Source organism: Stenotrophomonas sp. PS02289 (assembly GCF_029960115.1).
Classification (GTDB): domain Bacteria; phylum Pseudomonadota; class Gammaproteobacteria; order Xanthomonadales; family Xanthomonadaceae; genus Stenotrophomonas.
Window position 1 is genome coordinate 31062 of the sequence record NZ_JASCOZ010000006.1, and the last position, 23695, is coordinate 54756.

Genomic DNA, 23695 nt, shown 5'->3' on the forward strand with positions numbered 1-23695 from the left:
GGGCATGGCCAACTCGGCATCGGCGGCGGTACAGGATGGCTGGATGGCGCGCGCGGCGCTGCGTTCGGCGGCGTGGGCGGAGAAGTGGTTCCCCGACGCATACGTGTTCGCGGTGCTGGGCGTGGTCATCGTCGCGGTGGCGGCGATGGGCTTCGGGGCGTCGCCGCAGGCCACCGCCAAAGCCTTTGGTGACGGCTTCTGGAGCCTGATTCCCTTCACCATGCAGATGGCTTTCGTGGTCATCGGCGGCTATGCGGTGGCCACGGCCCCGGTGGTGGCGCGTTTCATCGACCTGCTCGCGCGGGTGCCGCGCAGTGGCCGCGGTGCGGTGGTGTATGTGGGCCTGGTCAGCATGCTGGCCTCGCTGCTCAGCTGGGGATTCTCGCTGGTGTTCGGTGGCCTGCTGGTGCGCGCGCTGGCGCGCCGCGAAGACCTGCGCATGGACTACCGTGCCGCCGGTGCCTCTGCGTATCTGGGGCTGGGCGCAGTGTGGGCGATGGGCCTGAGCTCCTCGGCCGCGCAGTTGCAGGCCAATCCGGCCAGCATGCCGCCGGGGCTGGTGGAGATCACCGGCGTACTGCCCTTCACTGAAACCATCTTCCTGTGGCAGTCCATTGCCCTCACCGCGGCACTGATCGTCGTATCGCTGATCATTGCCTGGATGACCGCGCCGGGACCGGCCACGGCGCGCACCGCGGCGGATTTCGAAGGGGCGGCCCAGGCCGAACCCGAGCCGCTGCCGGCACGTACCCGTGCCGGCGAATGGCTGGAATACAGCCCGCTGCTGACCGTGCTGCTGTCGCTGCTGGCCTTTGGCTGGTTGTTCAGTGAGTTTGCGAGCAAGCCGGTGGTGACCGCCATTGCCAACCTCAATACCTACAATTTCCTGTTCATTTCGCTGGGCCTGCTGCTGCATTGGCGACCGCGCAGCTTCCTCAATGCGGTGGCCAAGGCGGTGCCGAGCACCACGGGCGTGCTGATCCAGTTCCCGCTGTATGGCGGCATCGCGATGATCCTGACCCACGCCGCCGGCAGCGGCGGCGAGACGCTGGCACATCGGCTGTCCAGCGTGTTCGTGCACATCGCCACCACCGACACCTTCGCCCTGGTCATGGGCGTGTACTCGGCGGTGCTGGGCTTCTTCGTGCCTTCCGGTGGCGGCAAGTGGATCATCGAGGCCCCTTACGTGATGCAGGCGGCCAATGAACTGCATGCCCACCTGGGCTGGGCCGTGCAGGTCTACAACGCGGCCGAGGCCCTGCCCAACCTGATCAATCCGTTCTGGATGCTGCCGCTGCTGGGCGTGCTGGGCCTGAAGGCGCGCGACATCGTCGGTTTCACCTTCATCCAGCTGCTGGTGCACATCCCGCTGGTGCTGGGCCTGCTGTGGCTGCTGGGCATGACCCTGACCTACGTGCCACCGGTCATGCCCTGAGGCTGTAGGCGGCTGCCGGGCTCAGTCCGGCAGCGGCCAATGCGGGGCGCGGGTGATGATCGCGTCCAGCAGAAGCTCGGCACGGGTCGCACCGAATTCCTGCTCAAACAGGGAGCGCAGTCCAGCGCGGACGTGCTGGCGGAACACTCGCGGCTCGCGCGGGAGAAATCGTTGTGCCATGCCGATGGTGCTCTCCATCTGCCGGATCAGCGGCGCGTGGTGGGTGGCATCCATGCCCGCCCCCAGATTGCCTTCCAGCACCAGGTAGGCGCGCGATCGCGGCGGCTGCCCGGCGTGGCCCAGCATCGCCGGAAGCCGATCACGCAGACCTTCCAGCGCGGTGATGCGGGTCAACGGATCGGCGTGATTGAGCAGGATGCCCTGCAGTTCGCGGCCTGCCCGCTCGGCCCGCGCCGGCTCTTCGCCAGGATGTTCAAGTGCTTCGCGCAGTTCCGCGTACAGCTGACTGGCCTGCCGCGCGGCATCCCCCTCGCCGGTGGTGGTCGTGTAGGGCAGCAGCGGCTCGCACACTCCCAATGGAGTGTCCTGCAGCCATTGGCGCACGCGCGTGTCCTCGCGGCCGAAGTGCCTTTCTTCCAATGCGACCTGCGCTGCCGCCGCATCGACACAGGCGTAAGCCTGCAGTTCGCGTCGCAACTGCGTTGCCGAGCAGGCTGCGTCGCCCGCCATGCCCGGCATTGCCACCGCCGCATGCTGCAGGTCCAGACCGTGCTGGGTGATTCGACGGCGCAACAAGTGCCGGCGCTGGCGGTGCGCGTCACGATCGTCACCCAACAGGGTGATCTCCCAACGCGGGGCCACCACCTCCAGGCACGCATTGAAGTCGTGCCAGGGCAGGTCGGGTAGCGTGGCCACGAGGCGGCTGCGAGAGGGCACGTGCGCCGGCTGCGCAGGCAGCGCAGCGTGGTTTGTCAGTCCGTACACCAGAAGCGCGGCGTGCTTGTCCGCATGCGGTTGGTTGATCCGCCCGATCAGGCGATCGCGTTCGGTCGCATCCAGCTCGCGCTCCACATAGACGACGCCCAGGCGTGCTTCCTGCTGGGCCGGAACCGGCCCGCAGCAGATCTCAAGATGGATCCCCTCGGGCGGAACCTCGGGCACACGCTCGATGCTGTGGCCCTGCGCGTCCAACGCCCGCATCCGCGTGCGCAGCCGGCCGTCCTGCTCGAACGCACGCTGGTAGGCGAGGGCCTCCTGTGGCGTGGAGACCAGCACCATCGCACGCAGATCACGCCGTGTAAGCTGCAGCTTCTGGTGGTAGTGCAGGATGATCGCGCGCACCCGGCAGGTCGGGTCAGGCGTGTCGCAACCGAGTGCGTCTGCCACGACCGGCACGACCACACCGTCGGCCACGGCGTGGACGGTGTCGTAGTGGTAAATCGAGATGCCCGGGCGTGGCGCGGGTGGGCGGTGCGCCACCGGTGTGGACGTGAACGTCAGCCAGGTGGCCTCAGGCAGATGTCGCCGGAGGTCGGACAACACGCTCGCCTCGTGCGTCCAGAAGTCGGCATCCAGCAGCAGCACCACGTCCGCGCCCGCGCCGGGATGTGGGACCGCCGCCGCGATTCCTGCCCAACGCAGCAGCGCCTGCGCGCAGATCTCCAGCGGCGCAGGTGCCGATGTCGCGAAAAACGCACGTAGCTGTTGCGCCGGCGTCTCGGCGTCGGTCACCTGCACACCGCGTGCCCAGGCGGGCCGCGACCGCGACGGATGGCGCACGGGTATGAGCAGGCGGAAGGTGGCCAGGACCGGGTCATGTCCGATTGCGGCGGCCAACCATTCGCGCGCGCGCTGGACGCCGCAGCCGGGGCTGAGCACCACCTGCGCGTCACTGCTGCGGCCGTGGCGGGTGACCGCCCGGAGATGCTGAAGTGCGGCTTCGACGCCACCGTACTGTGCGGCGCGTGCCAGTCTGACCGGCGCATGCGGCACTGCCTGCATGTACCGCTGCAGCAGGCGTAGCAGTCGATCATGCGCCAGCAGCCCACCGAGCAGTTCGGCATGCGCCGCAAGCGGTACATCGGGTGGACCCTCATGCTGACGGATCGGCATCGCGCGCAGTCGACCGAGCACGGACCGGTCCCAGTGCGTCTCACGCCACCGCGTCCATGCATGCACCGCAGCGCCAATGCCGGCGAAGCGCGCCTCGCGCCGGTCCAGGCTGATCAGCAGCTGCGCCTGGCGGGGTGGCGGCTCCAGCGTTGCGGCTTCCATCCCCCGCAGCAGGTGGGTGATGCCACGCTCCACCCGCGCCCAATGACGGTGCGAATCGCGTTCGACACAGGCGATCAGCACCAGGGGGATGCCATTCACATAGCAGATCAGGTCGCGAACTCCCACGGCGCGCGAGCCACCGCTCACGCGCAGGTCGTCGGCGACGTCCCAGTGATTGCGGTTGGGATGGTCCCAGTCGATCAGGGGGATCGTGCGGGTGACGTGGCCGCCGCCGGGAAGCGGCAGGTCCACGCGGATGCCTGACTGGAGCAGCCGCAGCGTTGCAGCGCTGGCCGCCGGCCAGGTCGCGCCTGCGTGGGCATCAGCGACCGTGCGCAGAATCGCGTCCACCTTCTCATCGGAGAGGACGAGATGGCGGCCCGCATGCAGATGACGGCAGCGTCTGACGATGGCACGCAGGCGGTCGCCGAGCAGCACGCTCTCAGGATGACCCTTAAGGGCTGCGTAGTGATCAGGTGCAACGTAGTTCCAGCCAAGGCGCTTGAGCCAGGCCAGGGCGGAACGGCGAACAGCGTCTTCGTGGCGAGGGCCTGTCATGCGTGTATCCGGTGATGTGGGATCGGCATGTCACACCTCTGCTGAGGCGTGCCAGCGGCCGGGTACCTGCATCATTCCGGATCATGCAATACGAGTCGCGATTGAGTGTCGTGTTTCACCCGCCAAGTTCGCGCATCAGCGTATCGACCTCGCCGTCCAGTCGCCGCTGCAGGGATTCGACCTCCAGGTGCAGACGGACGCGCGTGCGACGCAGTGCGGTCAGGTCGCCGCCGCCTACCGGGCCGTCCACCTGCACGTAACGTGCAACGTTCAGATGTGCCCCGTTCTCGAGTACCTGGTCCACCGGTACCACGTGGGCGACCCCTGGCCGCTGGCTGCGCTGTGCACACAGGTGAATGATCTGCTGGGCGATGTCGTCATTCAGCCGTGCGCCCTTGCCTGCCGCCATCAGCAGTGGACGCGAGTCAATGAACAGCACAGTGGTGTCACGTCGGGCCTTGCGCATCACCAGCAGCGAGGTCGACATGGCGGTGCCTTTGAACAACCGCTCGGGCAGGCTGATGATGGTGTCGACCTCGTTTGCCTCAAGCAGTGAGCGACGGATCTTTGCCTCCTCGCCTTCGCGGAACAGCACGCCGTTGGGAACCACGATGGCCATGCGCCCCTGGTGCGGATCCAGCTGCGCGCGCATGTGCTGGATCAACGCCATATGCGCCCACTGGCGCGGCGGGATGCCGTGCTGGAAGTGATCCCAGTTCCCCCAGCTCGCCCGTTCCGGGTTCCACTTCAACGTCAGCGGTGGCCGTGACAGCACGATCTGCACGCCTGCCTGCGCGAAGCGCGGCGTTGCCTCCGGATCGGGCGCAAGCGGGTCGGCGACCTGCAGACAGGCCCCGTCGTGCCCGTGCAGCAGCAGACGGACCCGCGCCATGGCCCATCTGCGGCGGTCCACGTCCTGGCCGTGCAGGCGCACCCGTGCCGCTGGCGTGTCGCGTTGGGCCCAACGGGCGGCGGCCAGCAACAGGCAGCCGCGGTCGCAGGCGGGATCGAGGATGTGGTCACCATCACAAGGATCCAGCACGGCCATCATGATGCTGGCGAGTGCCTCGGGCACGTGCAGCCCGTCTTCGCGCGAACGCCGCTGTAGCGGCTGGCCCAGCATCTGGTCGGTCGCTTCAGCCAGGTCGGGACGGTGTTGGCCGTGGCGAAGACGGAAGTCCAGCGCCGGAATACGCAGGCGCTCAATCACGCGATACATGGCACCGTCGGTGGGTAGTCCTGCCGCCATGTCGAGTGCGTCGGTGACCTGGTCCAGTGCGTCGGGGTTGTCCAGACAGAAAGTGTGCAGGACCGAGCCGACGCGCGCCGACAGGCCATCCAGGGGGGCGCGTGCCAGACGATCGAACAGCGTTGCCGAACAGACCTCCAGGGCACGTGCACCGGTGGACGCCGGCGTTTCCGAGGCCATGCGGCCGGCCGCGGCTGCGTGGCGGTCCGCGTCCGCATCGCTGGCGACTTTCAGCACCACCAGCATCAGCAGAAGATGCGTGGCCGCCTCTTCGTCGGCATGGCCTTCCATGCAGCGTCGGGCGAGCTTGAGTGCAGACAGCGTCGCGCGGGAACTTCGCAGTGCGACGCCGCTCATGCGGCACGCTCCTGGAGCATCCGTTCGGCCAGGGCGGTGATCTCTGCATCGCGCGCCTGCATGAGCGCGTTGAACGTTTCGCGCGTGGACTGCAGCGCCTGGGTGACAGAGATGATGCGTTGCTGGGTGTAGAGGGACGGTATGCGCAGGCGCAGCTGCTCCACCGCACATTTGCGTACGCTGTGCTGCCGTGAGCCGGCCGATTGTCGTCGCAACTGGCGCTGCACGTCGACGTGATTGAGCTGCCATGCGAGAAAGGCCGGCAGCAGCCGTTCGGGATCCGTGACCTGGATGATGTAAAGGTGCGGTCTGCAGACGGTCTGTGCGGGTGGCCGGGACAGCAGGTGGGCAAAGGGGCGCGTCCCGCGATTGGCCAGCACGATGTCGTCGTGTTCTACAAAACGAGGGGAATGGCGCGAGGACAGCCGGGTGCGCAGCAGGTGTTCGGGCGAGAGCGTGGCCGGCGTGGTCAGGTTCTTGAGCTGGATGACGCGGACCGGGCCATCCGGAACGGCGGGGATGGCGCCGCGGAAGGCATGACCCTGACGGACGTGCGCCACATCGGCCAGTGTTGGGTAGCGGTGAAGTACGTTCATGCGGCGGAAAATGCGCGGGCGGACTGGACCCGTCAATAGATGAAAACCGCACCATTCGAATGGCGCGCAGGTTCCGCGTTGAAAGCGAACATCAGCGGCAGTGTGTGGCGCATTCTCCACGCACGGAAGCGCATCCTGTGCACCTGCAACACGTCGCACCAGAGCCAGTTTCCGCGCCGACCGCGATGGCAGCGCGGCGGGAGCGGGCCTGTTCATTCAACTGACTGCGAGGGGTGCCGGCGCGGCATGACGCCATTCCATTCCGTCACCAGCACCCCGACTGCGGTGGAAAATCCATATCGCAGAGGAACTTGCGCGAGCAGGAGCGGTGACCTTGACGTATCTCTTGGGAAACTGCCACACAACGTTAACCCTGTGCTGCACACAGTCTCCCCGACCGCGGCATTCCGCACGCGGCAACCGGAGACCGACATGGGCCAGAACCGCAAGCAGGATTCCCAGCAGAACCAGCGCGATCAGCAGCAGCAACAGCAGCAGGAACAGCAGCAGCGCAACCAGAACCAGCAGCAGGGCTGGCAGGACGAAGAAGAGTGACCCCTGGCGGTCGCCGTGTTCGATGAGGCCCCGCTTCGGCGGGGTCTCGCATGTCAGGCCGACAACACCCGCCAGCCGTGCGTGGTGCCGACCACATCACCACGGGCGCACTGCGTGGCGTGAACCACGATGCCACGTGCATTCGGCAGCACCTTCTGCTCGGGGAACCAGCGCCGGGTGGCGTCCACCACGATCAGCAGGCCTTCGTCGTCGCCGAGCGCTGCAAACCAGGGCGTGGGTGCGCTGAGCGGCTGCAGTCCCAATGCGACCTCGGCGCGTGAATGCGTAACGGCGACGTCGTCCACGGGCAGCCCGACCTCGCTGACGCAGGTGAGCTCGCTGCCATGAAACGGGCCGCTCCGGGCCGAAGCCGGTAGTCGTCGGCGGCCGATCAGCTCCAGGATCAGCCCGTCCGGCCCCTCGAAATAGATGGACTCTGACGCCCAGGCGTCGCCAAAGGTGAAATGTGCTTCGCCTTTGGCATTGGTCTGCAACGGTGCGCGCTGCAGCAGCCACGCGGTGGCCGCTTCGAAGCGGTTGGCAGGAACGTTGAAGGCCAGGTGCACGCCGCCCACCGGATCGCTTCCCGCTTCGCGCAGCTGCACGCGGGTCCAGCCGATCACCACACAGTCGCCCTCCACAGGTAGCTGGAGTACGTCGTTGAAGTACGCGCCGACCCGCGCGACATCTGAAACCGGGAGCGTGAGTTCTACAATCCGCATGTCAAAAGCCTGACATTTCCATGACCGCACACGGGGTGTGCTGAGTGGGGTCGCCCGCATGCAGGGCTTCAATGTGTGACGTTCATCACGCTTGGCGGGATTGCCGCGCGTGCGTTGGGATCCCGTGAACGCCAATGCATTGGCGCACCGTTATGCTACGCCACCCGGCGCGGATTCTGCCTGCGCCAGACACGAATCAGGAGGATCCGTTGTCCCATCTTCGCCCCATGACCCTGCTTGCCCTGTCGCTCAGCGTGCTGCTGGCGGGTTGCAAGCCCAACGCCGCCGAGCCGGCGACCCCCACCGATGCCGCATCCACGACGGCCCAACCTGCGGCACCGGCTGACGCTGCCCCGGCCGATACGGCCGTGCCGGCCACGGCAACGGCCGAACCCCAGGCCAACTGTCCCTATCCGGAGTTCGAGGCCTTCCTGCCACATTTCGGTGCGGAAATCGCCCTGCAGGAGAAGGCCACGGCGGACCCGCTGGTCAGCGAGCATGTGGACGTGACCGAGCTCGAGCCCAAGCAGGTGGTGGAGCAGATCGCGCTGGCCGACGTCGAGTGGCCGGTCATGCCGGATCCGGCGTCGCCGCGCAGCAAGGCGCGTGAGATCACCACCACCGCGCAGGGCGACGGCAGCATGAAGGTGCAGTTCCGTACCCCCAATACCAGTGACCAGCAGTCGTACTACTTCGCCCAGAAGCCCTGCTGGCAGCTGGTGCGCAAGGTGGACGAATCGATCTGACCTGGACGGCGGCCGCCTGGCGCGGCTGCCGCCCCGTGACAAGGAGCCTGTGATGTCGAAGCTGCCGCTTGTTCCCGTGCTTGCGCTGCTGCTCGCCGCGTGCGGCGCGCCGACCGGTGAAACCAGCACCGTGGCTGGGCCGGCCGCGACCGCGCCGGCACCTACCCCTTCACCCACCCCGCAAGAAGAGAAAGGCATGCATAAGGAATGCAACGGTGCCCGGTTGTCGCTGACCGTGTTGCCGGCCACGGACGAAACGTCCCGCACCCGCATGGACTTCGAAAAGGACGGCCAGCGCCGCACCCTCGAAAATCCGCCGGAGATGAGCGACTACAGCGCAGTCGGCCTGGCCTGCGTGAAGGATGCACAGGGCGCGTCCTACTTCGTCGTGCAGTTCGGCGAAGTGGAACAGGGTTGTGCGTTCTGCGAATGGTTCTATCTGTACGACACCGATGGCAAGCCACTGACCCACAGCAACCCCCCGCTGAAAGGCGAGGGCGACCAGCAGTCGCCGAACAATGACGAGTACTCGGCCCTGCTGACCAAGCTTGGCATCACCCATCCGCAGGAGGTGGACTACATCGAAGAATGACTATCGACGGAGCGTCGATAGGCGGTAGGTACTGACCGTTGGTCAGTACGCGGCAGGTATCGACCGTTGGTCGATACAAGGAGCAATACCCTTTAAGGAAAGCCTCTTTCTCACAGAATGGATAGCACAGACATGCCAAACGAAATCTACACCAACATGCTGCAGCCGCAGGGTGCGGCGTACCGCAGCAGCCAGATCGAATCGTGGAGCCACTACCGTGAGCCGATCGACCGCACCGACGGCCGCCTGCACGGCGAATCGCGCCGCTGGGGCGACGCCTCGCCGGAAGTGCAGTCGCGCGTCATCGACTCGCTGATTGAATCCTCACGCGAAGCCGGGCTGACCCCGCGCGAAACCGCTTACGTGCTGGCCATTGCCCGCGTTGAATCCGGCTTCAATCCCGATGCCGCCGCCGGCACCACCTCGGCTTCGGGCCTGGGGCAGTTCATCGACAAGACCGGCAAGCATTACGGCTTGACCAACGCCAACCGTTTCGACGTGGACGCACAGTCGGATGCACTGGTCTCCCACTTCGTCGACAACCGCAACCTGGCACGCAGCCGTGGCCAGGGCGAAGACTACATCTACAAATATCATCACGATGGCCCGAGCAAGGACTACGGCGGCCTGGGTCTGTCCCAGCGCAAAGTCGCGCCGCATCTGGATGAGTACGAGCAGTTCGTGAACCAGCGCCTGGCCCAGACCCAGGGACAGAGCCAGTCCGCGCCGCAGCAGGCCGCACAGGCCGGTGCTGCCGTGGCGGCAGCGGGTGCCGCCGGCGCGGCGGCCGTGGCCAAGGCCGATCCGACGCGCTCCTACGAGCACACCATGAACGTGATGCTGCCGCCCCAGAACGGGGTGAAGCCGCACATCACCGGCCACTTCGGTGAGCATCGTGGCGAAAAGGCCCACGGTGGCAGCGACTTCAACTACGAAGGCGGTCAGACCGGCCGCAACCTGCAGCATCCGACCGTGCATTCGCCGGTTGCCGGCGTGGTCACCTCGGTGGGCGGCAAGTACGGCACGGTGATGATCCAGGACGCCGACGGCAATTCGCACCAGATCCTGCACATGCAGGGACTCACCGCGAAAGTCGGCCAGCACGTGCAGCCGGGTGACCCGATCGGCACCATGGGCGGCCGGGGTCCGGAAGGCCCGAACCAGTATGCCCAGCATGTGCACTATCAGATGAAGGACCCCAAGGGGAACCTGATCAACCCGGAAGCCTACTGGAACAAGGGGGTGCAGCAGACGGCCGGCAAGCACGGCCACGCGCATGACCACGACCACGACGCCCCGGCGGGCACCCTGCGCAAGGGTGACCGCAGCGATGACGTGACCGCGCTGCAGAAGGAGCTGAACCGCCTGGGCGTGCGCGATGCCGAAGGCAAGCCGCTCTCCGAGGATGGCAAGTTCGGCGACAACACCCGCGAGGCGGTCATTGCCTTCCAGCGCCAGCACGGCCTGGGCGACGATGGCATCGTGGGCAAGCAGACCCAGGCCGCGCTGGAAAAGGCGCAGCAGCAGACCCAGGCCACGCCGGCCGGTCCGCTGCTCGGCGACAAGGGGCATCCGGACACGCCGCTGCACAATGCCATTCGTGGCCAGCTGCCCAGCCCGATCTCCAATGAAGCTGCCGCCCACATCACGGCGCAGGCCAAGCAGGCCGGCATTGATTCTCCGGAGAAGCTGCAGAGCGTGACCGTGCAGGACGGCAAGGCCTTCGTGATGGGGACCACGCCGGGCTTCCGCACGGCGGTCGACCTGGGGCAGCCGGCACCGTCGGTGGAGCAGACCAGCGCGCAGCTGCTCAATGACAACAGCACCCAGCAGCAGAACCAGGTGCAGGAAGAACAGCAGAAGGTCGCAATGGGCCGCTGATGTTCCGGCCCCTCCGGGGGCCACGAGTGTGGTGTTGGGGCCGGCCGGGGAAACCTGGCCGGCCTTTTTTGCGCTGCAGCGCAAGTTCCCCCGGCATGGGCCGATACCGATAACGGGTTCGAGTTCACGGAGGAGGCCGTCGATGCACCGGATCAAGCTCGGCTACAAGTCGGTCGAGCATGCGCATTACGCGCATTACCGCATTGTTTCCACCGCTGAATACCACTATGGGCTAAAGGCGGACCCTCATCGCCACGGCCTGCATCACGCCATGCAGCACGCCCTGGATCTGGCCCGCCGCCAGCCGGATGCGCCGCTGGGCCTGGCACTGGTCGGGGCGGGCAGTCAGTTCCCACAACTGCACGGTGTTCCGTCAGCACGGTTGTCGCTGCTGTTCTGGGAAAGCTTCTACGAACGAGTGCGGGCGGACTATTTCGCGGAACAACCCTCGCGGCTGGAGTCGTTCTTCGCGACCCCGACGCTGGACGACGCAGCCACCTTCAAGCGCCGGCACGGTATCGGCGAGCTGCTCTGCAAGGTCGATCTGTCCGGCTGCACGACGCAGGCCCGGCTCGATCACGCGTTGCTGATCGCCATCGACGGCGGTTGGGATTACGCCCGGGCGCAACCGCAGGTGGCCGATTACTGGGCCGGCAACGTTTCCGATACGCCGTTGATGGAAGTCCTGTGCCAGGGCGAAGTCGTGTTCGGCGAACGCTGCCTGCGCGACGCAGACACCATTCGTTAGCGATCGCTGGCTTACACTGGCACCCGGCCTTCGCGCCGGAATCTGTTGCTATTGAAAGGGTTGAGAGATGGACATGGGCCTGCGCACGCCGGTAATCGAACTGGTCGCCATCGACATGGATGGCACCCTGCTGAACCCGGCGCATCAGCTGACCCCGCGAGTGAAGCAGGCCATCGCGCAGGCGCGGGCGCGGGGTGTCCGTGTGGTGCTGGCCAGTGGCCGACCGGTCTCCGGCCTGGCTCCGTTCCTGGATGAGCTGGGCATCGATGGTGCGGAAGACTACTGCATCGCGTGCAATGGCGGCCTGGTGCAGCGCCTGGGTGACGGCCATCGCGTCGCCGAGTTTCCGCTGACCTTTGACGACTTCGTGTATGTGGAGCGCGTCGCCCGCGAACTGGGCGTGCACTTCCAGGCATTGGACGGCAAACGCCTGTACACCACCAATCGTGACATCAGCCATTACACCGTGGTCGATTCGCATCTGTCGCACGTGCCGCTTTCGTATCGCAGCGTGGACGAGATGGACCCGGCCATGTCCTTCATCAAATTGATGATGGTGGACGAACCGAGCGTGCTGGACGCGGCCATTACCCGCTTGCCCGCGGAACTGATACAGCGCTTCGCCGTGCTCAAAAGCGCGTCGTTCTTCCTGGAAGTGTTCGACCACCGCGCCGGCAAAGGCCCGGGACTGCGGATGCTGGCCGATCATCTCGGTCTGGACAGGAGCCAGGTGATGGCGATCGGTGACCAGGAAAACGACCTCACCATGCTGCAGTTCGCTGGCACCAGCGTGGCCATGGGCAATGCGGTGGACGTGGTCAAAGCCACCGCATTGCATGAGACCGCGACCAACGCGGAGGACGGCGTCGCCCTGGCGCTGGAGCGCTTCGTGCTGCGTAGCTGAGGGCGGCGCGCCGTATCGGCGATATTGTGCGGCTTGCGCCGATTCTGCGCAGTTTCTGTGCGTACGCTTGCGAATGTTGAATCACGCGAAAACAGACTGCGCCCGGTTCAATTGTGACGCGCATCACGTTTGCGGTGGCGCGCGTGGCCGTGCGTGGGCAAACATCCGCAGGCATCCGGTGCCGTGCTCAAAACGACGTCACACTTTCCGTTCCGAGGCGTGAAAAGCCGGCGCAACAGTAATGCGACAATCAGTCGCACGAAACGTCACCACGTAATTGCTCATGTTCGTTGAGCGAACTGTCGCGGCACATTGCTTGCATCGTCAGTTCGCTACCATTTCCACCGCTCCCGCTGCCCCCTTTTCCGCCGAGTCCGGAATGCCACAGACACACCGCATGACCGCTGTCGAACCCCTGCATGCACGTGTCGAAGCTGCGTCCACTGTTCCGGAAGTCACCGACGACGCGCTCGAGTACGCGCTGCGCACCAATGCCATCGTCCCGTTCTTCCAGCCGATCGTGGATGTGCAGTCCGGTCATCTGCGCGGCTTTGAAGTGCTGGCCCGCTGGCGCGCCAGCGATGGCCGCCTGTTGCTGCCCGACGCCTTCATTCCCGTTGCAGTGCGCGGCGGGTTGATCGCCAGCCTCACCATCCACCTGGTGGAGCAGGCGTGCCGCACCGCCCGTGAATGGCCCGGCGACTTCTATCTGGCCTTCAACATGCCGCCGACCATGCTGCAGGAATCAGCGACGGTGGACCACATCATCGCCACGCTCAAAGCCACCGGCTTCCCGCTGCGGCGGATACGTGTCGAGATGACCGAGGTCGAGGTGGTGGAGGACGAACGCGCGGCCGAACTGGGCATTGCCCATCTGCGCGAACTGGGCATCAAGACCATGCTGGACGACTTCGGGACCGGCTACTCCAGCCTGGTGCGCCTGCATCGTTTCCAGTTCGACAAGATCAAGATCGATGGCAGCTTCATCCGCGCGCTGGAACAGGATGAGGCCAGCCGAAAGATCGTGTCGGCCATTGTGGGCCTGGGCAAAAGTCTGGGTGCAAAGGTGGTGGCGGAAAGCGTGGAAACGCGCTTCCAGCTGGAGTTTCTGGCCAGCATCGGTTGCGACACCTACCAAGGCTGGTGGCTGGCCCCGGCGATGGACGCGGCGACCGCTGCCGGCTGGCTGGCCCGGTTCGAGCCACGCCAGGCGGCCCCGTCCAGCACGCACCTGACGCCCTATCAGCGCCAGTACCAGTTGGAGATTCTGTACGAGCGCTCCCCGGTGGGCCTTGCCTTCATCGACCCCGACCTGCGCTTTGCGGCTGCCAACGCCAAGTTCTGCAACATGATCCATGTTCCGCGCTACGAGGTGATTGGGCAGAAGGTGACCGACGTGCTGCCGGTGGAGATCGGGGGCCGCGCGCTGGAGCTGATTCTGCGTGGCTTCTGTGATGACCAGGGCGATCTGAGCGAGGTGGTGATGCCGCATACCGCCGAGACCTTCCTGCTCAACCACGAGCGGGTCAGTGATGCCGGTGGCGTGGTGCTCGGTGTTTCGGTGGTCTGCATCGACGTCACCGACACCAAGCGCTACGAAGCCGCGCTACGCGCGCGCGAGCAGGAAGACGTGTATGCCACACCGGCGACGCCCACCGTGTTCTGGGTGGCGGAGGAATCCGGTGAACTGAGCTACATGACCCCGCATCCACTGGAGCTGGCTGCGATGAGTGTGCGCGAGCGCATCAACAGCTGGTACGCCCGCATGGACCCGCCGGATCGCGAGCGGGTGCGCAGCGAGTGGGTAGGGCGCGACCCGGCAGCGACGACGTTCCAGACGCGCTTCCGCCTGGAATGGCCCGACGGCAGTCGGCGCTGGGTATTGAGCCGCGGCGACCTGAAGGAAACCGGTCACGCGCGGAGGTGGTATGGGTTCTTTACCGATATCACGCGCGAGGTGGAGCTCGAGGAGCGGTTGGGCGTGGATGCCTGATACGCAACGGGCGAAGGCTCATACGCGATTACCCCGGTCCACCTGCCGGTAGCCGATGGCCTCGGCGAGATGCGTGGTTTCGATGTTGTCGCAACCGGCCAGATCAGCGACGGTGCGTGCGACACGAAGGATGCGATGCATGGAGCGGGCGGAGAGTTGCAGCTGCTCGACAGCGGCTTCGAGCAGATACTGGTCGTCCTCGGCCAGTCGGCAGTACTTGTCCAGTTCGGTGGGAACCAGCAGGGCGTTGGGCTTTCCAGCGCGGCGCAGTTGAACTTCGCGCGTAGCCACCACGCGCGCACGGACACTGACGCTGTCTTCACCCAGTGGCGCATCGCTGCGCAACTCGGCTGGCTCCAGCCGCGGCACCTGCACGTGCAGGTCAATGCGGTCCAGCAGGGGGCCGGAGATGCGGGCGCGATAGCGGCGGATGCTTTCCTGGGTGCAGCAGCAGCGTCCGCTGCGATCGCCGGCCCAGCCGCACGGGCAGGGATTCATTGCGAAAGTGGTCAACCACCATCTGACCCCGATAGCAGGCCGGCGTCACGAGTCGACTCAGCCTCCACCGACGTAAAGAGTGCGCCTAAGGACACCTTCAATCCCCCAGCCAGCCTATTGAGAGTGCCAATAGTCAAATTTGTTCTACCGCGCTCGATTCGCCCATAGTAGGCCCGATGCATCCCAATCTTATCTGCGAACGCCTCTTGGCTGAGGCCAAGGGCGACGCGACGAGCTCTAAGCGCGGAACCAATTTTGGGCAGTAGCTCATGTTCATCCATGAGCCAAAGCTATTGATCTGATACTTTTAAGACTACGACTTTAAAGGTAGGCTACTTAAAAGTATCGGTGGAGCACTATGCCTTTTTTTCTCGTATGTACCGATTTGGACTTCACTATCGAGCTTGGCCTTACGGAAGACGCGCAGAAGCGGATGCAGTGGCAGCTTTTGCGGCTTCAGGACGAAGGCAACTTGGCGGCATTCGGGAGTAAGCTCTCAACTGAGTTATCGAAGGCGTTTCCCGAACTGATTGATTGGGATCTTAAGGCCCCCACACCCGCGCAATTTGCCCTCGCAAAATCTCTATCACTGCAATTTGCGATGGATATTCCACAGGCGGCGAGAGAATCCAGATCCGAGATGCACAAGTTCATAGCAGAGCAATCCGCGCGGATCCGAGCAAAAAAAGCGACGTAGAATGTTCAGCGAGAATCGTCCGGCGGTTGCGAACTGCTACGGACGTAGGGGAAACGTCGCCTGACGGAGAGTGGGCTGGCTGGCAGCCAGCGCTGAGATGTGGATTGGGATAGGTCGCCCAGGATATTGCCTGGGGCGAGGCGCAGCTTTGCCTGCAATTGCGCAATCCCAAGAACAAAACCGCCTGGCGACATCATCCGACCCTCGCCATGGGTCTGGATCACTCGGCCTCGCACTCGCTGACCGCGAAGCCAGTTCCAACCCGATCTAAACCTCGATAGAGTACGCCGAGGCGGCCTCTCGCCACAGGCTAGAGTCGTTCGTAGAAGAACCCGCGATCGTCGAAACTACACTGCAAGGAAGATCATGGCCCGAAAAGGCAAACGGAAGCACTCGCTGCACCGCTCTATCGGCGCTGTTCGCCAGGGCGGGGACTTCGCTAGGGAGACTCTCTTTCTATTGAAGGCGAATAGCACGCCCGCGGAGCTCTTCGAGCGGTTCCCTAAGCTCATAAATGAGCCCAAACGTCTCCTTCCATTTCATGGCGAGCCTTTCCCTCAAGCCTACAAAGATATGTTCGGGATCCAAGCCGCCGGCGCACCCGTAGGGCCAGTTAATGAGGTCGTCTGGGCGGTGTGTAGATGCCTACTCCACAGCGACGCGATCGCTGAATACGTTGCGGCACGGAATAAATTTGAATCGAGTATGTTGCTGTCGCGGTTCGAAAATGCAGCGCAGTCTCTGATCTCGCATGAGAGGCGATTTGGTGTTTCATTATGGCTCGCACAAGCTTGGTTGACGCTTGGTGACAACGCGCCTCTGGTTGAGCGGCAGCGCGTCCAAGAACAGTTCGATGCCGCAGCGCCGAAGTCGATCTCAGCATTTCTGATTCATTACCTCTCTCGCCGAGCAGAGAGCCGTGGAACTAAGCGCTTCCTCAAAGACGAAGTTCTAGCTAAGCTCAATGATGTGTCAGACGTGTTCCGGAGCTACGCTGCGAGCCGAGTCAGCGATGTATCCACCGCCAACCCAAGTGAGCTTTCGGCCTACCTTTTCTTCGAGGCGCAAGCGAGCCTGATCGATCATTATGAGGCATTGGTCACAACGCTGCAGGATATGGCCACAGCTGATCGACTTCCGATGGTTGTTTCTGCGGCTTTGGAAAGGCCCGTCTCACTGCTACGCCGTCGCATTAAAGACCGCAGGCTCGACCCTCTTGGCTTGGCATTCGGATGTGTTGTAGAACTTGATGCCGGAGCTGAGGCTGTCGCCCGGGCGAAGATATTTGAGTCGTATTTCCAGAGCGGGTATGAAGACGTCCTGCAGCAGGGAGGTAAGTACCTGGCAGAGTGCGACCCCACTGATGCTGCAATGTTGACGCTCCTAGCGCGAGCAGCTGTACGGTCAGGCTGCGCGATTCCAAGTCTCTCCCCTGCGCATTCGGCCCTTTGCTCGAGCCTCATGAGCGTACTTCGCTTGGATGAAAATTCATACGGTGAGGCCACCTCGATCTTCTCTACGGTGGATGTGCATTACGGACATACCTGGGGTCTGTATCTTCGGGAGGTCGTTCTAGCCTGTCTTCAGCAGGAGAACGACAAGCCGATGATCGATCAGATGAAGACGATCGCGGTATACGACGCGTGGGTGTCGCCACTCACGCTTGCGTGCGCAAGGCCGACTGCTTTAAAGCAGGCTCGAGCATCCATCGTCGCCGCCGATCTTTATAGAACTACGCTGGCGTCCATTGAGCTGTTGTACTTCGGGAAAGACCCGAGCTCGTTGGGGGTGCAGATTTCTTTGAATCGCCACCGTGCCTACATTGCGCGTCACCTTCTTCAGACCGGTCGCGCGCAGGATGCGATCGAACAGCTAAATTGTCTTTTAGAAGATGCGCCGATCGCTGCGAGGTATCGCGTCCTCACCGCGCTAGCTATGGCGAAGACCAAGTGCGGGGCCCGGGGGGAAGCCGTGTCGTTATTGGTTGATGCGCACATCACGAATCCGGACGTGCCAACCTCGCTGCCACTCGATCTAGTAGTCAGCGGTCTAGCTGACGCGGCAACTTGGCCGGATACGATCGACGTGCCGCTAAGCTTTGAGTTGTTCAACGCGTTCTCGTCTGACGCCAGGTTGGCTCAATTGCGGTTTGCGTTCGAGCGGTTCCAAGAACACCACCAGATTCGGAGCGCCGCGGACGTTGTCCAGATTCTAGGGCCTTCCAACACGTCTAGAGCGATCCTGTATTTGGACCGGGTTTGGACGCCGGAAGTCATGCGGCAGACACTTCTTTACAATGGGACTGAGGAGATCGTGGAGGCGCGAATCAGTGTCTGTAGACAACTTGCGTCCCTTGACCCCGACGACGCTTCGCGCTATTTGGATGAAATTCGCGACCGAGTTAAGAAACAAGAGATCGCCAAGGGGACATCGCTGCTTGAGCAAAGCAAGGTCTACGTAGACATAGCCGCGATCAAACGAAGTCTGAAGTCAAAGATTGGGGGGCAGTATTCGCGATACAAAGCCAACGCCGGTGCAATCAGCGACCCTTCACATGCCGTGGTTGAAAGAATTGCGGATGCCCTGATGGACATTCCCATGACCGAGAGCATCTCGATTGGAAGGGCGCTCTCCAGTGTTCACTTGGTCGATGAGGCGGAAACCGAGACGGATAGCCAGTTCGATTCGATCTTCACCGAAGTAACCCACGAGTTTCTGCGTGGGGACCATGGGCTGAATGCTTACCTGAGTACCCGGGTCAGACACGGTGTCCTCGCGAACACGCTGAGGAAGCCTTTGGCGGACGAGCGCCTAATTAGCTCACGCAATGCCTCCGGTTCGGGATACAAGCCGAACGTCTACTGGGACGACAGATTTGAGGTGTATGACGGTGCCGCTCGGCAACGGGTAGCGACTTCCTTAGCCGCCTTCTCTGCGGAGTTCGACCGAATCCTGCACGAGCTCCGCGACGAACGGCTGCAAATATCCATATCTCACGGCGTCAAGGACGTTAGGCAAGACACGAAGGCAGCTTTCATCTATAGGTCTTCCAATTTAGAACGAAGGTTCATGCAGCGCTCTGCAATTCGATCCAGATCCATGGACGAGTTCATCGATGTATGTATTGACAACCTTTGGGATAAAACGGATGAGAACTTGCTCGAAGTGAGAGAGCTTCTGGACAGGACGATTAAGCCTGCTTTTACTTCCGCTTTCGAGCAGCTCACCGATAGTATCCACTCATTGCCATACAGTCAGGCGGTTGGAGATTTAAGAAATGGTATCGCACGCGCTAAAACACAACTTCGCATGCGGCTTGATGAAGTGTCGTCGTGGTTCCATCGCAGTCAAGTCTATGATCGACAAGACTACCAGCCGGGCCTGCCCGTAGACATTGCGCATAACATGATCGCAAAGACAGCATCTGAGTCCTCGCACGTGCCCACGATTGACGTGGGTTCATACGATAGAAGTGTTAGATTGCCAGGGCGGACCTTGGACGGAATGGTGGATGCATTCTACGTGGTGCTGTCGAATGCGGTGGAGCACTCTGGACTTGAGGGTGACGCACTCAACGTCTCTGTCTCGTTCGACATAACCCCGACTAGGTACTCGGCTAGAGTTGAGAGTTCCTTGGCTCCTAGCGTCCCGACGCAGAGCCAGCGAGACAGTGTAGCGGGGATTCGCGAAGGCCTAAGCAAGAGCGATTCTCTGAAACTTGCTCAAGTTGAAGGTGGTAGCGGCCTGCGTAAGCTCTGGCGCTCGATCAATTCCCCTTTCTATGAGGAGCCCCGCCTCGAATTTGGCTTTTCTGATGACCGCAAGTTCTATGTAGAAATTTCCTACAATATTCAGGCTCCGGATGAAAATTCTCCTAATTGAAGATGATGCTGACAAGTCCGCTGAGATAAGGGCCTTTGTTATGGAGCTTGTGCAAGGTGTTGACGTGGATGAGGCGCGATCGTTTAACTCAGCGCTGAAGGCAATCTGCAATCGCAGTGTTACCTATGACGCTGTGCTACTCGACATGAGTATGCCAAACTTTGACGTGGGGGCGGATGAACCATCTGGTGGGGCGCAGGAGAACTTTGCGGGACGAGATCTGCTGATGCAGATGAAGATGCGTCAGAGAACAATGCCAACCATAATCGTCACTATGTTTGACGGGTTCGGCGAAGGACAGAGTCGCGTGTCTATCGAAGACATAGCCTCAGAGATGAAAAGGACGTTCCCAAACTTCTATTTAGGCCATGTCTACTACAGCCAGACAGAAGACGCTTGGAAAGGTAGACTCACCGAACTATTGAAAGGAATTCTCAATTGACCGGCGTAAGAATCATTCTTGTTGATGATCAAGTGGACAAAGCTGCAGCGATTGTTTCGCCGCTGAAGAGCAGCTACGGTGATGCTGTGGACATCGTGCATGTTAGCAACGCTGTTGACGCCAGGAGGCGGATGCGTGAGTGTCGGTTCGACATCGCCCTTATCGACGTGAATCTTCCGGAAAGCATTGGGGACCGTCCCAGTCCGGAATCTGGATTCGCGCTGTTGGACCTGTTGACGGTTGACTCTAAAGCGATCCTCCCGGATGAGATCATCTTCGTGACCGCGCGAGAGGAGCTGGAGCAGGAAGCCATCACTAAGGCGACGGCCCGCGGCGCGTCCTTGCAGTTTTACAGAGAAGACGAGAACAGCTGGATCGATGTACTTACTGGTCGAGTGGGGTACATCATCAGCCGCAACGCACGGCATAGGACGCCTCCTGTCGATGTCGCCATCATCACGGCACTTAGTTCGCCGGAGCTTGACGCTGTCCTAGGCCTAAACTTCGGCTGGAATCCGCACAGTGTAGCTGGTGATCCCACTCGTTACTATCTCGGCACGACTACGGCTGGCTCGCGTAGACTGAAGGTAGTGGCCGCGTGCGCGCCTCGCAAGGGCATGCCTATGTCCGCCGCACTTGCGGCGAAGATAGCCCAAGTGTTCAAGCCAAGAGTTCTTTCGATGGTTGGGATTTGCGCAGGTGTCCGAGGTAAGGTTGAGATCGGCGATATCATTGTTGCCGACCCCACCTGGGATTGGGGAAGTGGAAAGCACGTTCAAGGGCCAGATCCACTGCCGGTGTTTCGGGCGGCCCCCTACCAAAGCGCGCTCAGGGGCGATATTGCCGCCCTAGTTCAAGCAGAGTGTCGAGATGCGAGGCTATGCGCCGAGGTCTCTGCGGGTTGGCGAGAATCGGTGCCGGCTGGCCGCCTATCCGTGCATATCGGGCCGATGGCTTCGGGCGCATCGGTGCTGGCGCACGACGGAGCAATTGCTCCGATCACTGAAGGCCACCGCGAGGTTATTGGCGTTGAGATGGAGGCATATGCAGTCATGGCGGCTGCAGAATTATGTGGGGCCACACCGCTCGTCATTAAATCTGTATGCGACTTTGCTGACTCGGAAAAGTCCGATGGTTGGCAAGCCTATGCGGCGTATACAAGCGCCTCCTTCTTGGCGCACTTGCTGCCGAAGCTTGCGGACGCCGATGTTTGCTAGCCGCGGTGGGCTGTCAGCATTCTCCAGGGCGACGAAACCTCGTCTGCTCAGTGTTTCAGGACACTGAGCTTAGCATCGATGGTCACGCGGAGACTGGGTTGACGCCAACTTGGAACGGGAAGCCGCATCGCAGGGCTAGAGGATGAAATAATCAAGGAAGATCTGGCACGCGAAAGTGCAACGTAGAAGAGCCTAGCGCGGGTCCCTTCGTCCCTCTCTTGATAAAAGTGGGCTGCCTTTGGGATAGATACCCGTTCAAACTCCAGGCCCTTCAGCAAAAGCGGAGTCGATATCGTGCGCTTCCGCAGATGCCTGCCGGTGTGACTTACGCGCTGCCTAAATTGCGAAGGCGCTGCTTGCCAAGGTTTCGCTTTTTCCCTCAGCGAGGGCCGCAAGTGCCTTCGTTGCATCTCGAATCAGCTCCGCACGTATGGTCGGTCTCAGGGGCGTGTCCTCCGGATGACCCTTTCACAATAACCGGGCCCGGTCGCCCAGGGTGAGACACGATGGCCACTGTTTTGCCTATAGTCGGCTAACCACAGTCATTGATCTAAACGCATTGGTGCGCGCGATCTGATTCGAGGAATGCTCCTACCTTCCCCTTTGAAACAATGATGACGCAGAGCGAAAATCTTCTCGAAACCTCATCGCGCGCTTCCCTTCGGCATGCGCGAGTGTCGGGACCAAGCTCGCAAGAGCAACTACAGCTGCTTGGTTCCTCCAACTCGACGCGGCCATCTGCGCAATCTCACCTAAGTATCAGCTAGCTTGGAATCAACGCAGCTGAGCTTCAAGATGGTCCCGCACTGTCTCAAGGGCACGCGCAGACCCGCTACACATCAGCCGAATGGCTGGGTCACCACCGAACCGAGGGGCCGAATTGGCGCGATGAATCCATGTATCAGCCTGAGCTGCATCCGGGAACAGGCTGTGCAAGGCTCCGTAGATCGATATCGCGTTCACGATCCGGAGAAGCACCGTGTCATCGACCATTCGGTTCACATCTTCATCTGAGCGCGGCAGCTCGGACAGGGTCAGTATCTGACTTTGCTCATCCTCAGACAACCGCCAAGCCTGCGCGATTCGTACGAAGGTCCGAATCGCGGCAGCTTTCAGGTCTAAGACTTGACAAACAGGTGGCTGAGACATGGCCCGATACCCTCCTTAAGTCTGGTCCGAGAATACTCTTTCTGGTACACGTCAAGCGACAGTTATCGGCGGCCAACCACCTGCCGGCCATTAGGCCCACAGTTCAAAGGCTTTCCAGACAAGCGACCTAGGCCCCCAGACCTGCATAGGACAACGGTCTCCTTCCCAATGCACAAGGGTCGCCTTCTTTTTATTGGATGAAGACGCGTCTAGCTGGCGACTATGGCCATTAGAGTACCGGCCCAGTTGCATACGCTCGCTTCCGCGGTCCCAGTCAACGAACACTCGAAATAACAAGCCTCAGCCTTCGTCGTCCGTGTTCGACCGTTCGAAGTTGAGCTTTTGTCTGGATCGCAACCTGCCTGAGATCACTGCGATGGTAATTCAGTAGCGCCTCAAGGCGAACCAGAGTGACACGAAATCTGTCCAGCCACACTCTACGCAGGCCCTCGTCCTGCCACCGGAGCGATAGCGCCTCAGGAATTGAGACAGCACGTACCCCTCGATCGCGGCTTTCGAGCAATGCTCGCTCTTCCTGCTGCTGCCACATGCGAATGTCGTCCATGTTCATCGGCAGTGCACGTTCATCCAGCCGAAGCGAGATCACTTTAGGATCGCCTCTCGATACATCAACCATCCTTGCTTCAACCAAGGTCGACTCCAGCAGTCCAATCTGATCAACAATCTCGGCAGCTTTCGCGGTAGCACCGATGCTCGCCACCTCACTCCGCCTTTCCCGCCATCCACTGACAGCGTCCACTTCTGATGCCCACTGCAATAACCTGCATGGGCATACCACCCCCCTTCGTACCAGCCCCCGACTACCTGAAAGGGAGGCAAATATTGCATTTTCACCGGCATGCTTTTTGCTCAGCGCCAACAGTGCTCTGGGTGGGACACTCAGCACAGCGGCCGCCTGCTGTAGAGTGAGCGGGAGCGTACCAGCTACTTCGCTGTGACAGCGCATTGCCTCGCTGATGATAGCGCTACGTAATGCTGGCCAAGGAACACCCAGTCCGCGTTTGAACGAATTCTCGCTCATGAAATACTTCTTGTAGCGTTCTATCAGGATAGCCTCTACCCGCTTATCCCTCCCGGGAGTTCTTCTCTCCAACATGTCCCGACCCACCTCATCACTTTCCAAGTCCATTTTCCGACTATTCGCTTTATCGCCTCCGCCGGCTTTCTCTTCCACGCTTCTGCCGCCTTCGGACTGGCCCCTTGGCAGCCACTTCCCCT

At 62.1% G+C, this 23695-nt stretch carries 19 protein-coding genes and 1 pseudogene; 12 read left to right on the forward strand and 8 right to left on the reverse strand.

The window, feature by feature from the left end; all coding sequences use genetic code 11:
- Window positions 1-43 precede the first annotated feature (43 nt).
- On the forward strand, window positions 44-1435 hold the full coding sequence (locus QMX83_RS01700) for a TIGR00366 family protein (protein ID WP_282294954.1): 1392 nt from the start codon (window positions 44-46) through the stop codon (window positions 1433-1435).
- A gap of 21 nt (window positions 1436-1456) precedes the next feature.
- Here the strand turns inward: QMX83_RS01700 and QMX83_RS01705 are convergent, their stop codons facing one another.
- The 3 genes from QMX83_RS01705 to QMX83_RS01715 form a co-directional block, all read right to left on the reverse strand.
- Window positions 1457-4228: a type I restriction endonuclease gene (locus QMX83_RS01705; protein WP_282294941.1), complete on the reverse strand. Its 2772-nt coding sequence runs from the start codon at window positions 4226-4228 to the stop codon at window positions 1457-1459.
- A 115-nt stretch (window positions 4229-4343) separates the two neighbouring features.
- Window positions 4344-5834 carry an N-6 DNA methylase gene (locus QMX83_RS01710; RefSeq protein WP_282294942.1) on the reverse strand — a complete coding sequence of 497 codons (1491 nt, stop codon included), beginning with the start codon at window positions 5832-5834 and terminating at the stop codon, window positions 4344-4346.
- Entirely contained in the window at window positions 5831-6646 is an 816-nt protein-coding gene (locus QMX83_RS01715; RefSeq protein WP_282294943.1) for a hypothetical protein, read from the reverse strand. Before QMX83_RS01715 ends, QMX83_RS01710 begins: the two co-directional genes overlap by 4 nt.
- A 216-nt stretch (window positions 6647-6862) precedes the next feature.
- Here QMX83_RS01715 and QMX83_RS01720 point away from each other — a divergent pair, with 216 nt between their 5' ends.
- Entirely contained in the window at window positions 6863-6985 is a 123-nt protein-coding gene (locus tag QMX83_RS01720; protein WP_282294944.1) for a hypothetical protein, read from the forward strand.
- A gap of 53 nt (window positions 6986-7038) precedes the next feature.
- On the opposite strand, the gene QMX83_RS01725 is transcribed toward QMX83_RS01720, so the two are convergent.
- A complete protein-coding gene (locus QMX83_RS01725; protein WP_282294945.1) occupies window positions 7039-7707 on the reverse strand; it encodes a VOC family protein in 669 nt (222 codons plus the stop codon).
- A gap of 209 nt (window positions 7708-7916) precedes the next feature.
- Between QMX83_RS01725 and QMX83_RS01730 the strand changes: the two genes are divergently transcribed.
- The 6 genes from QMX83_RS01730 to QMX83_RS01755 all read left to right on the forward strand — a co-directional run bounded on the left by QMX83_RS01730 (window position 7917) and on the right by QMX83_RS01755 (window position 14571).
- Window positions 7917-8453, forward strand: coding sequence for a hypothetical protein (locus QMX83_RS01730; protein WP_282294946.1), 537 nt, complete (start codon window positions 7917-7919; stop codon window positions 8451-8453).
- Window positions 8454-8505: 52 nt separating this feature from the next.
- Window positions 8506-9045 (forward strand): hypothetical protein, encoded by a 540-nt coding sequence (locus tag QMX83_RS01735; RefSeq protein WP_282294947.1) that lies wholly within the window; start codon window positions 8506-8508, stop codon window positions 9043-9045.
- Between the two features lie 132 nt (window positions 9046-9177).
- On the forward strand, window positions 9178-10926 hold the full coding sequence (locus tag QMX83_RS01740; protein WP_282294948.1) for a peptidoglycan-binding protein: 1749 nt from the start codon (window positions 9178-9180) through the stop codon (window positions 10924-10926).
- 142 nt (window positions 10927-11068) lie between these two features.
- Complete coding sequence (locus tag QMX83_RS01745; RefSeq protein WP_282294949.1) at window positions 11069-11674, forward strand: hypothetical protein; 606 nt, start codon at window positions 11069-11071, stop codon at window positions 11672-11674.
- A 67-nt stretch (window positions 11675-11741) separates the two neighbouring features.
- Window positions 11742-12578, forward strand: coding sequence for a sugar-phosphatase (gene yidA, locus QMX83_RS01750; RefSeq protein ID WP_282294950.1), 837 nt, complete (start codon window positions 11742-11744; stop codon window positions 12576-12578).
- A gap of 397 nt (window positions 12579-12975) precedes the next feature.
- The gene (locus QMX83_RS01755; protein WP_282294951.1) at window positions 12976-14571 is read left to right on the forward strand and encodes an EAL domain-containing protein; all 1596 of its coding nucleotides are present in this window, start codon (window positions 12976-12978) and stop codon (window positions 14569-14571) included.
- An 18-nt stretch (window positions 14572-14589) separates the two neighbouring features.
- Here QMX83_RS01755 and QMX83_RS01760 read toward each other — a convergent pair.
- Both QMX83_RS01760 and QMX83_RS01765 read right to left on the reverse strand, forming a co-directional pair.
- A pseudogene (locus QMX83_RS01760) lies at window positions 14590-15072 on the reverse strand (ATP-binding protein); the annotation flags it as partial.
- Between the two features lie 8 nt (window positions 15073-15080).
- Window positions 15081-15350, reverse strand: a complete 270-nt coding sequence (locus QMX83_RS01765) for a helix-turn-helix transcriptional regulator (protein ID WP_125360003.1) — start codon at window positions 15348-15350, stop codon at window positions 15081-15083.
- 77 nt (window positions 15351-15427) lie between these two features.
- Between QMX83_RS01765 and QMX83_RS01770 the strand changes: the two genes are divergently transcribed.
- From QMX83_RS01770 to QMX83_RS01785, 4 genes are all read left to right on the forward strand, one after another.
- On the forward strand, window positions 15428-15766 hold the full coding sequence (locus QMX83_RS01770) for a hypothetical protein (protein WP_125360002.1): 339 nt from the start codon (window positions 15428-15430) through the stop codon (window positions 15764-15766).
- A gap of 705 nt (window positions 15767-16471) precedes the next feature.
- Window positions 16472-19648, forward strand: coding sequence for a hypothetical protein (locus tag QMX83_RS01775; RefSeq protein ID WP_125360001.1), 3177 nt, complete (start codon window positions 16472-16474; stop codon window positions 19646-19648).
- Complete coding sequence (locus QMX83_RS01780; protein WP_125360000.1) at window positions 19629-20090, forward strand: response regulator; 462 nt, start codon at window positions 19629-19631, stop codon at window positions 20088-20090. Before QMX83_RS01775 ends, QMX83_RS01780 begins: the two co-directional genes overlap by 20 nt.
- Complete coding sequence (locus QMX83_RS01785) at window positions 20087-21307, forward strand: response regulator (protein WP_125359999.1); 1221 nt, start codon at window positions 20087-20089, stop codon at window positions 21305-21307. The genes QMX83_RS01780 and QMX83_RS01785 overlap by 4 nt, the downstream gene beginning before the upstream one ends.
- 774 nt (window positions 21308-22081) lie before the next feature.
- Here the strand turns inward: QMX83_RS01785 and QMX83_RS01790 are convergent.
- Both QMX83_RS01790 and QMX83_RS01795 read right to left on the reverse strand, forming a co-directional pair.
- On the reverse strand, window positions 22082-22456 hold the full coding sequence (locus QMX83_RS01790; RefSeq protein WP_125359997.1) for an antitoxin Xre/MbcA/ParS toxin-binding domain-containing protein: 375 nt from the start codon (window positions 22454-22456) through the stop codon (window positions 22082-22084).
- Between the two features lie 274 nt (window positions 22457-22730).
- Window positions 22731-23651: a hypothetical protein gene (locus QMX83_RS01795; protein ID WP_125359996.1), complete on the reverse strand. Its 921-nt coding sequence runs from the start codon at window positions 23649-23651 to the stop codon at window positions 22731-22733.
- Window positions 23652-23695 lie beyond the last annotated feature (44 nt).

Excerpts from the sequence above, each read along its gene's own strand:
- QMX83_RS01700 (WP_282294954.1), top strand. The coding sequence starts at position 44 with ATGGCGCGCGCGGCGCTGCGTTCGGCGGCGTGGGCGGAGAAGTGGTTC.
- QMX83_RS01705 (WP_282294941.1), bottom strand. The coding sequence starts at position 4,228 with ATGACAGGCCCTCGCCACGAAGACGCTGTTCGCCGTTCCGCCCTGGCC.
- QMX83_RS01710 (WP_282294942.1), bottom strand. The coding sequence starts at position 5,834 with ATGAGCGGCGTCGCACTGCGAAGTTCCCGCGCGACGCTGTCTGCACTC.
- QMX83_RS01715 (WP_282294943.1), bottom strand. The coding sequence starts at position 6,646 with ATGAACAGGCCCGCTCCCGCCGCGCTGCCATCGCGGTCGGCGCGGAAA.
- QMX83_RS01720 (WP_282294944.1), top strand. The coding sequence starts at position 6,863 with ATGGGCCAGAACCGCAAGCAGGATTCCCAGCAGAACCAGCGCGATCAG.
- QMX83_RS01725 (WP_282294945.1), bottom strand. The coding sequence starts at position 7,707 with ATGCGGATTGTAGAACTCACGCTCCCGGTTTCAGATGTCGCGCGGGTC.
- QMX83_RS01735 (WP_282294947.1), top strand. The coding sequence starts at position 8,506 with ATGTCGAAGCTGCCGCTTGTTCCCGTGCTTGCGCTGCTGCTCGCCGCG.
- QMX83_RS01740 (WP_282294948.1), top strand. The coding sequence starts at position 9,178 with ATGCCAAACGAAATCTACACCAACATGCTGCAGCCGCAGGGTGCGGCG.
- QMX83_RS01745 (WP_282294949.1), top strand. The coding sequence starts at position 11,069 with ATGCACCGGATCAAGCTCGGCTACAAGTCGGTCGAGCATGCGCATTAC.
- yidA (WP_282294950.1), top strand. The coding sequence starts at position 11,742 with ATGGACATGGGCCTGCGCACGCCGGTAATCGAACTGGTCGCCATCGAC.
- QMX83_RS01755 (WP_282294951.1), top strand. The coding sequence starts at position 12,976 with ATGACCGCTGTCGAACCCCTGCATGCACGTGTCGAAGCTGCGTCCACT.
- QMX83_RS01765 (WP_125360003.1), bottom strand. The coding sequence starts at position 15,350 with ATGGATGAACATGAGCTACTGCCCAAAATTGGTTCCGCGCTTAGAGCT.
- QMX83_RS01770 (WP_125360002.1), top strand. The coding sequence starts at position 15,428 with ATGCCTTTTTTTCTCGTATGTACCGATTTGGACTTCACTATCGAGCTT.
- QMX83_RS01775 (WP_125360001.1), top strand. The coding sequence starts at position 16,472 with ATGTTGCTGTCGCGGTTCGAAAATGCAGCGCAGTCTCTGATCTCGCAT.
- QMX83_RS01780 (WP_125360000.1), top strand. The coding sequence starts at position 19,629 with ATGAAAATTCTCCTAATTGAAGATGATGCTGACAAGTCCGCTGAGATA.
- QMX83_RS01790 (WP_125359997.1), bottom strand. The coding sequence starts at position 22,456 with ATGTCTCAGCCACCTGTTTGTCAAGTCTTAGACCTGAAAGCTGCCGCG.